7 protein-coding genes are annotated in these 9,383 nt (G+C 51.5%); all 7 read left to right on the top strand.

The features are described from left to right. On the top strand, positions 1–541 hold a 541-nt coding region (locus ACOJS8_RS12765), incomplete at its 5' end, for a DUF3826 domain-containing protein (protein WP_420148924.1). A gap of 21 nt (positions 542–562) precedes the next feature. Continuing rightward, entirely contained in the window at positions 563–1,696 is a 1,134-nt protein-coding gene (locus ACOJS8_RS12770; protein ID WP_420148925.1) for a sialidase family protein, read from the top strand. A gap of 27 nt (positions 1,697–1,723) precedes the next feature. Continuing rightward, positions 1,724–2,872 carry an iron-containing alcohol dehydrogenase gene (locus tag ACOJS8_RS12775; RefSeq protein ID WP_420148926.1) on the top strand — a complete coding sequence of 383 codons (1,149 nt, stop codon included), beginning with the start codon at positions 1,724–1,726 and terminating at the stop codon, positions 2,870–2,872. A gap of 8 nt (positions 2,873–2,880) precedes the next feature. Further along, a complete protein-coding gene (locus ACOJS8_RS12780; protein WP_420148927.1) occupies positions 2,881–3,795 on the top strand; it encodes a dihydrodipicolinate synthase family protein in 915 nt (304 codons plus the stop codon). Between the two features lie 102 nt (positions 3,796–3,897). Then, on the top strand, positions 3,898–4,944 hold the full coding sequence (gene pdxA / locus ACOJS8_RS12785) for a 4-hydroxythreonine-4-phosphate dehydrogenase PdxA (RefSeq protein ID WP_420148928.1): 1,047 nt from the start codon (positions 3,898–3,900) through the stop codon (positions 4,942–4,944). A 68-nt stretch (positions 4,945–5,012) separates the two neighbouring features. Beyond that, positions 5,013–6,182 carry a four-carbon acid sugar kinase family protein gene (locus ACOJS8_RS12790; RefSeq protein ID WP_420148929.1) on the top strand — a complete coding sequence of 390 codons (1,170 nt, stop codon included), beginning with the start codon at positions 5,013–5,015 and terminating at the stop codon, positions 6,180–6,182. 64 nt (positions 6,183–6,246) lie between these two features. After that, positions 6,247–9,255, top strand: coding sequence for a sodium:solute symporter family transporter (locus tag ACOJS8_RS12795; protein ID WP_420148930.1), 3,009 nt, complete (start codon positions 6,247–6,249; stop codon positions 9,253–9,255). Positions 9,256–9,383 lie beyond the last annotated feature (128 nt).

Raw genomic sequence — 9,383 nt, forward strand, 5'->3', positions numbered from 1 at the left:
TCTGAACGACGCCGGGAAAGAAAAACGCCTGACCAACGTAGTGGCAACTCATCTGAAAGCCGTGCGCGACTGGCACAATGAACATCCAGCCAGCACGGTTCCGGCGGGAATCAACCCCGTTACGGGAAAACCACTCTCGGAACTTGACCGTCAGCTTATTGCCGATTCAGCGATTCCTTCAACGGTGCACCAGTCGCTCATGACGGGTTTGCAACAGGATCTGGATAAAAGTCAGGTCGATGCCATTCTGGACAAATACACGATTGGCAAAGTTGCCTTCACAATGAATGGGTACCGGTCCATCGTCCCCAACATCACTCCAACGGAAGAAACGACGATTCTGGGATTTCTGGAGCAGGCCCGCGAACAGGCTGTCGATTACAAAAACATGAAAGAGATCTCGGCCATTTTTGAGATCTACAAAACCAAATCGGAGCAGTATCTGAATACGAACGGCCGCAACTGGCGCGACATGTACAACGCTTACACCGCAGCTATCAAAGCAAAAAAAGCGGCCGAGAAAAAACAGGCAACGAATTAACGGTTATCCAACGTCGCTAGAATGAAAAAAAGAAGCCTATATCTGACCCTATTCATCAGTCTGACCCTGTTCAGCGTTACGTATGCCCAGTTGGCGAAGTGGCAGTCGGGACTGATCGTCGATGAATTTGTAGTCGAAAATCCGCCATTTCCGGAAAGTCACGCAGCCACCATCGCTGAAACCCCGGCTGGATTGGTATCGGCCTGGTTTGGCGGAACAAAGGAGCGAAACCCCGATGTATGCATCTGGGTGAGTCGACAGGAAAAAGGGAAATGGCTGGCTCCGCAGAACGTAGCGAATGGCATTATTAACGATACGCTACGTTACGCCTGCTGGAATCCGGTCTTGTACCAGATTCCGAAAGGTGACCTGATGCTTTTCTATAAAGTTGGCCCGAGTCCGTCGAAGTGGTGGGGATTACTAAAAACGTCTTCAGATGGCGGACGCACCTGGTCAGAAGCCCGTAAGCTGCCCGAAGGCTACATCGGTCCGGTTAAAAACAAACCGGTTCTGCTGGCTAACGGCAATCTTTTTTGCCCAACCAGTACGGAAGGTGATGGCTGGAAACTACACTTCGAGGTAACATCGGATTTTGGTAAAACCTGGCGAAAAGTCGGTCCGATCAGCGATGGAAAAACACTAAACGCCATTCAGCCCAGCATCCTGACGTATGGCAACGGCAAGCTTCAGATTCTGGCACGTAGCAGGGACCGCGCCATCGTCGAATCCTGGTCATCGGATAACGGCGAAACCTGGTCACCATTGGCGAAAACGTCATTACCCAACAACAATTCAGGAACGGATGCGGTCACGCTGAAAGATGGTCGGCAGGCGCTGGTATATAACCACGTATTGCCACCGGGCAATCTGGCAAAAGGACCCCGCACCCCCTTGAACCTGGCCGTGTCGAATGACGGAAAAACTTGGTCGGCGGCAATGATTCTGGAAGATTCGCCCATAAGTCAGTACTCCTACCCGTCTATCATCCAGACCAGTGACGGACTAATTCATGTGATTTACACCTGGCGTCGACAGAAGATCAAACACGCCGTGGTCGATCCGAAGAAGCTCAGGCTGAAACCCATTGAAAACGGTGTCTGGCCTGCACTGGATGGGTACTCGGCACCGCTTGCAAAAGAGATCACGAAGGACTAAACCATACTCAGTCAGCAGTTTAAACGAATGACGCAGGAATTAAAAATACATTTTCCCGGCAAACTCGTCTTTGGCAAAGGTTCGATTGGTAACCTGGCGGACGAAATCCTGTTGCTATTCCCCAGAAAGGTGCTGCTCGTAACGATCAACCCACTGTTGGCAAAGCTACAGCCACTAATTAATAAGCTGGAAGCCAGTTCCATAGTTGTACAGATCGACACCAGCATCGTGCAGGAGCCTACATTTGCCGATTTCACTACGTTGATGCAGGCAATCACGCCGTTCAACCCGGACGTAGTGGTGGGGATTGGTGGTGGAAGCGTGCTGGACGTAGCCAAACTGGTGGCGGCTCAGCTGGAAAACGATCAGACGCTGACCGATATGCTGGGCATCGGAAACCTGTCCGGACGCCGGAAGAAACTCATTTGCGTACCCGCTACGTCAGGAACGGGCAGTGAAGCTTCGCCCAACGCCATTCTGGTCGATGATTCGGATAATCAGAAAAAAGGCATCATCAGCCCGTTTCTGGTACCCGACATTGTGTACGTAGATCCGTTGTTGACGCTTAGCGTACCGCCATCTATTACGGCAGCCACCGGCATCGACGCCCTTACGCATTGTCTGGAAGCGTACACCAACAAGTTCGCCCAGCCTTTCATCGATATGTACGCGTTTGAAGGTATGCGTCTGATTGCCAGCAACATTGTGCAGGCAGTACGTAACGGGGCTGATGAAGAAGCCCGCACTCAGGTAGCTATGGGAAGTTTGTTAGGTGGGTTTTGTCTTGGGCCGGTCAATACGGCGGGCGTTCATGCGCTGTCATATCCGCTGGGCAGTATGTTCCATCTGGCGCATGGTCTTTCGAACGCGTTGCTGCTACCGTACGTCATGGAGTTTAACATGCCGGCGTCTGTTTGCCGGTATGCTCAGGTTGCTACTGCGCTGGGTTGCGAACGGGGTGCTGATTGTGCAGAAACGGCCGCTCGTGGTGTCCAGAAAATCCGGGAATTAGTCCAGAAATGCGGCATTCCAGCCCGGTTGCGCGACGTCAACATCCCCAAAGACGCGATTCCGCATATGGCCGATGATGCGTTGAAAATTACACGATTACTAAAAAATAACCCGCGGGAAATTACCCGTGATGATGCTATCGCTATTTACACAGCCGCTTATTAGCTATGAGTATGAAAAAGAAATACCAGGGTGTTGTTGTTCCGCTGGTTACGCCCCTGACGGAAACGTATCGACTGGACGTAGCGGCCGTTGAGAAGATGCTGGCCAATCTTCAGGCGAACGAGGCAATGCCGTTTGTACTGGGCACAACGGGGGAAGCTACGTCGTTATCCCTATCGGTCAAAAAAGCGTATACGAAGGCGGCCGCCCGCCTGAAATCAGCGAATACTGTCTTGTATGCAGGCATTTCGGGCAACTGTCTGGAAGAATCGGTTGAACTGGCCAACTACTGTTTCGACGCAGGCGTCGATGTCGTGGCGGCTACGTTGCCCTGTTATTACGCGCTGTCGGACGATCAGATGAAACGGTATTTCGAACAGCTGGCCGATCAGCTCCATGGCCCACTGATCATTTACAATATCTTCGCTACGACGCGCATGTCGATTCCCATTCCCGTTCTTGATGAATTAAGTTTTCATCCGAACATCGTGGGGGTGAAGGACTCCGAACGTAGCACGGAACGGTTGGAGGAATCTATTGCACTCTGGGCAAACCGGCCTGATTTCAGCCATTTTATGGGCTGGGCCGCCCGATCGGCTCATGCCCTGATGGCCGGGAGTGATGGTCTGGTGCCAAGTACGGGTAACCTTTTTCCGGGTATTTACCGCGACATGCTCAAAGCGGTGGAGGACGGCGACGAAGAGAAAGCGTTCTACTACCAGAACCAGTCGGATGTATTTGGTCATGTCTACCAGTCAGGCCGTACGCTGGGTGATTCGTTGTGGGCGCTGAAAGTGCTGATGCAGGAAAACGGCCTGTGCGGAACCACCATGATGCCGCCCCTCCAGCAACTTTCCAAAAGCGAAGAAACGCAGCTCAAAGCCAGCTTCGCCGAAGTACTCATGAAAGAAGAAATACAACTTTAAAGTTCACAGTTTTCTTTTTGCTGTTTTCTTTTAGCCGACGCGTTACGTCTTTTGCGTCGGCTAACTGAAAACAGCCAACAGAAAACAGAAAACTATTACAAAATGAACCACGATAACAAACCAGTAATTGGCATCACGATGGGTGATCCGGCCAGTATTGGTCCAGAGATAGCCGTAAAGGCGCTATTGAACCCGACTATTTACGACATCTGCAATCCGGTTCTGGTGGGCGATGCAGCTGTTTTTCAGGACATTTCGAGAAGGTTACAGCTGGACGTAGCTATTCATCCTATCCACTCCATTCAGGACGCTACGTTTGAGTTGGGTACGATCGACGTTTATGATCTCAATAATGTCGATCTTGCCCAGCTCAGATTTGGCGAAATCTCGGCGATGGCTGGTGAAGCCGCCTTCGCATCAATCAAAACCGTCATTGACCTGGCGCTGGCCGACGAAATCGACGCGACGGTGACAGGGCCGATCAACAAAAAATCCATTAATGAAGCGGGGCATCATTTTGCCGGTCATACTGAAATCTACGCCCATTACACGAATACAAAGAAATACGGCATGCTGCTGGTTGAAGATAACCTGAAAGTGATTCACGTATCGACACACGTATCGCTGCGGCAAGCCTGCGACCTGGTGAAGAAAGAGCGCATTCTGGAAGTGATCGAGTTGCTGCACAACGGTCTGATTTCGCTGGGCGAAACCAATCTGAAAATTGGCGTAGCGGGATTGAACCCACACGCAGGCGATTCAGGATTATTCGGCACGGAAGACGATGGAGAAATTCTACCGGCGGTCGAAGCAGCTAAACGTAGCGGTTTCGATGTTGAAGGTCCGGTTCCGGCCGATACGCTGTTTTCTAAAGCGGCAACAGGTTATTACGGAGGTGTTGTGGCTATGTATCACGACCAGGGCCATATTCCATTTAAGTTAACGGGTTTCAAATGGAACGCGGATAAAAAGCAGATGGACAGCGTAAAAGGCGTTAACATAACGATGGGCTTACCGATTATTCGCACGTCGGTCGATCACGGAACCGCTTTTGAAATTGCCGGAAAAGGTGTCGCAAGCCCCGACGCGATGATTCTGGCAATTGAATCCGCCGTTCAACTGGCAAAGAATTCTATAATGAGTGCATAACTAACCGAGTGAATTGCTGACACACGTATATTCACTTGAGCACTCATGCACTCAATCAGACCTTACAAATGATCGCCGTCATTGCAGACGATTTAACGGGAGCCGCTGAACTCGGCGGAATTGGGCTCACGTACGGACTCAACGTTGAGCTGGCGATGTCCGTCAATCCGCAATCAACCGCCGAACTGCTTGTCATCGCTACGGATGCCCGTTCGGTGTCCGAGCCAGAGGCCATTCAGAAAATGAGGCAGGTGAGTGAGGCATTGCGGGCGATGAATCCAGAATTGATTTACAAAAAAATTGATTCGGTATTACGGGGTCATGTTATCGCCGAAACCAACGCACAACTGGACGTATTGGGTTTAGCAAAAGCACTTCTCGTTCCGGCGAATCCGGCCCTGGGTAGAATTCTGATCGACGGAAATTACTACGTTCAGGGCCAGCTCATTCATCGGACTCACTTTTCCGAAGATCCGGAATTTCCGGTAACCGAATCAAATGTATTGAAACGGCTGGCCGTAAACAACGTACCAATCCGTGTACTTCCCCCCACGACGGGTTCGTTACAGCCAGGCATCGTTATTGGCGAAGTGGGTACCCAGGGCGACCTCAGGACGTGGGTCAGCCGGGTCGATGAGCAAACGTTGCCGGGTGGTGGCGCGGGCTTTTTCACGGCTATCCTGGGGGCGCGGTACGCATCGAAACAGCCTAAGAGCTTCTCCGCCAAAACGCTGGGTCCCTGCCGTCTTTATGTATGCGGCAGCGCCTTCGGCCACAGCGTTGAGCTGGTGAAAAAGGCGTCAACTGTCGGTGATTTTGTTTGTTATATGCCGAATACACTTATGCATGCCGAAGGTCAGGAATCGCCTGAACTGGCAAACTGGGTAGCCAGTATTGTCGGCTGTTTTCGGCGGCATGAGCAGGTTATTCTGGCCATAGATTCCGCATCGGCCGAGCACACCCGACGACTGGCTGTTCACCTACGTAGCGTTATGGCGAAAGCCGTGAAGCAAGTGCTCAACCAGGTTGTGGTGGATGAACTGATTATTGAAGGTGGCTCAACCGCCGACGCGGTTCTGCGGGAAGTCGGCGTTACGCGGCTGGTGCCAACGCAGGAACTGGCAGCGGGCGTAGTGCGAAGCGCGGTTATTGAAAAAGCGGAACTCCGACCAGGCAACCTGCACATCACCGTCAAGCCAGGAAGTTACCGCTGGTCGCCGGAATTATGGACGTTTTGAATGATTTTCGACAGGATTTATACTGACAATGTCAGACCTTCGAAACAATAAATTCCTAAACTGAATGTCAAACCCAACGTTGAGCTTACTTGATTACCTGATAATTGGTACGGTACTGATTATCAACTTATATTTTGGGTTACGATACGCCCGGAATCAAGGCACGACCGAAGCTTATTTTGCGGCCAAAGGTCGTGTGCCGGCCTGGGCAATTGGTATGTCGCTGCTGGCAACCCTGATCAGCAGCGTTACGTTTTTGGGCTACCCCAGCGAAGGGTACTCGTCGAACTGGATTTTGCTGGTTCAGGGGCTGATGGTCCCTATCGTTTTGCTGGGAACCATCTGGTTTATTGTACCGCTATACCGCAAAGTAATTGGCCTCAGCACCTACGAATATTTCGAAAAGCGTTTCGGTGGATTTGCTCGCTATTACAGCTCTACGGCGTTCGTTCTCAGGCAGTTTTCTTCCATGGGCACTGTCTTTTTTTTACTTTCAGTGGCGCTGACGAACATGACCGGAGCCGATACGTTCTACATCATCATCGTGGTTGGCCTGATCATCATTACAGTCAATTTGCTGGGTGGGATTGAGGCCGTTATCTGGCTGGATGTGTTTCAGGGATTCATGCTTTTCGCCAGTGGACTCCTCTGCGTAGCGGTTCTTGTGTTCTCCGTACAAGGTGGTTTACCCGAAATTTTCAACGTAGCGTCGGCCAACAATCGAGCCGGTTTTGGTCCGTATGATCTGGATTTTACGAAGCTGACGTTTTTCGTGATGGTCATCAATGGCGCGTTCTACGCCATCCAGAAATACGGGACCGATCAGACGGTTGTCCAACGTTATCTGACCGCCAAAACCGACAAAGCCGCCATCAAAGCATCCATTCTGGGCATCTCGCTGACGGTGCCGGTCTGGGCCCTGTTCATGTTCATCGGAACGGCCCTGTTTGTCTACTACAAACAGCAGCCTCTGCCAGCGGGCATGCGTCCCGATGCGGTTTTTCCGTATTTCATCATTACCAAATTTCCGACAGGCGTCGTCGGGTTCATTCTAGCAGCGATGATCTCGGCAGCCATATGTAGCCTCAGCGCCGACCTGAATTCGCTGGCCGCTGTCGGGCTGGAAGATTTTTACAAAAAATTCCGTCCGGCCCGAACCGACAAAGAATATCTGAATGTCAGCAAAACGATTGTCATTATTTCCGGTCTTATCGCCATCGCCATTGGGGCGATTTACTTACAGGCTGGTAATGAGGGCGTTTTAGGCATTGTCTTTACACTTTACGCAATTTTTTCGGGTGGTATCGTCGGGATTTTCCTGTTGGGCATTTTTAGCGCGCGGGCCAATAAACAGGGTGTCAACATTGCCATTGTCGTATGCATTCTGTTTACGGCTTACGCCTTCCTGACGTCCACCAAAATCGGCTACGGCGATACGAAAAACCTATTGCTTGACCTCGGTGCTTACAACTTTACCCAGCATAAATTGATGCTGGGTGTGTATAGTCACCTGGTTGTAATTGGCGTCGGCTACGTGGCCAGCCTGTTCTTCCCAAAACCAAAGCTGGATCAAAACCTGCTGTACAGCGGCTGGCGCAACGCGTCCAAATCCAGCGTTTCAGACGTAGCAGACGCAGCTAACCCGCCCCGAAACGCGAACGCCCCTTCGGTCGAAACGTCAACAGGATCACGGTTGCGGAAATTAGGTGCCATTATTCTGCTCATTAGCTACGTAACAACCGCATCTGCTCAGACCTCCGATAGTCAATTCAGAAAACCGCTGAAAGACGTCATCAGCCAGATCGAGGCCCGCTACTCGGTTAAGATTCGCTACCCGGAGGAGTTAGTCAAAGACAAGTACGTTACCTATGCTGACTGGCGTTTTCGCCCTTCCGATGTCGAGAAAACCATGACCAATATTCTGGCTTCGCAGGACATTACGTTCGCCAAAGAAGGCGATAAGAAGTACAAACTCCAGCCGTATCAGTATCACCTCAAAACACCCGACGAAGGCAAGCAACAGCTTGCGTATCTCGCTACGTTTTATCAGGACGTAGCGAGCTGGTCGACTCGCAAAGCCGAGTTACGTACCTGCATGTGGGAAGCCCTGAAACTGTCGCACCTACCTGCCAAACCTACTAGCCAGCCGATCATTACCAACAAACGAACGTATGACGGCTATACGGTAGAGAACGTAGCGATTGAAACCTTGCCGGGTTTATACGTAGCGGGTTCGCTGTACAAGCCCCTGAATACTAAGGCCCAGATGCCGGTTGTTTTGAATCCGGACGGGCACTTCGGTGACGGACGCTACCGGGCCGATAGTCAGTATCGTTGCGCGATGCAGGCGCGGATGGGCGCGATGGCGTTTAGCTACGATCTGTTTGCCTGGGGCGAATCGGCTCTGCAGTTTAAAGCCGAAGATCATCGTAAAAGTCTTGCCCAAACGATTCAGATTCTGAACGGGATGCGGATTCTGGACTGGCTGCTCACCCTCAAAAATGCTGATTCGAAGCGTGTAGCCATCAGTGGCGGATCGGGCGGAGGCAGCCAGACGATGTTGCTCACGGCGCTGGACGACCGCATTACGTTGAGTGTGCCCGTGGTCATGTTGTCGTCCTATCACAGCGGGGGCTGCCCCTGCGAAAGTGGGATGGGCGTGCATCTGTGCGGCAATAGTACGAATAACGTCGAGATAGCGGCTATGGCGGCTCCCCGCCCGCAACTGGTGATTTCCGACGGCAAAGACTGGACGCAGCACGTCCCGGACACAGAATTTCCTTTTCTGCAACGGATTTATGGTTTCTACGGCAAAACCGACGTAGTAAAAAATGTACATCTGCCGCAGGAAGGCCACGATTATGGTAAAAATAAACGGCTGGCCCTGTACGATTTTCTGGCGAAAAACTTTTCACTCGATCTCAAAAAAGTACAGGACAAAGCCGGAAACATCGACGAGTCGAAATGTACCATTGAGAAGTATCCGGCTATGTACGTTTTCGGCGAAAAAGGGGAAAACCTTCCCGCCAACGCTATTCGCAAATTTGATGATCTGGAGAAGCTAATGCAGTAGAAGCCAAAGCATAGCTCTATGTGCCGTCAGGTTCTTAAACCTGACGCGAGCGGCCGGTTCGCCGTTGCGATTCTCAAAACCGGGTGGTGGGGGGGTTTTTAAAACCACACCACCCCCAACAACACCCC

It is taken from the genome of Spirosoma sp. (genome assembly GCF_048594605.1).
Lineage (GTDB): Bacteria > Bacteroidota > Bacteroidia > Cytophagales > Spirosomataceae > Spirosoma.

Coding starts and splice junctions, on each gene's coding strand:
- ACOJS8_RS12770 (WP_420148925.1), top strand. CDS start 563: ATGAAAAAAAGAAGCCTATATCTGACCCTATTCATCAGTCTGACCCTG.
- ACOJS8_RS12775 (WP_420148926.1), top strand. CDS start 1,724: ATGACGCAGGAATTAAAAATACATTTTCCCGGCAAACTCGTCTTTGGC.
- ACOJS8_RS12780 (WP_420148927.1), top strand. CDS start 2,881: ATGAAAAAGAAATACCAGGGTGTTGTTGTTCCGCTGGTTACGCCCCTG.
- pdxA (WP_420148928.1), top strand. CDS start 3,898: ATGAACCACGATAACAAACCAGTAATTGGCATCACGATGGGTGATCCG.
- ACOJS8_RS12790 (WP_420148929.1), top strand. CDS start 5,013: ATGATCGCCGTCATTGCAGACGATTTAACGGGAGCCGCTGAACTCGGC.
- ACOJS8_RS12795 (WP_420148930.1), top strand. CDS start 6,247: ATGTCAAACCCAACGTTGAGCTTACTTGATTACCTGATAATTGGTACG.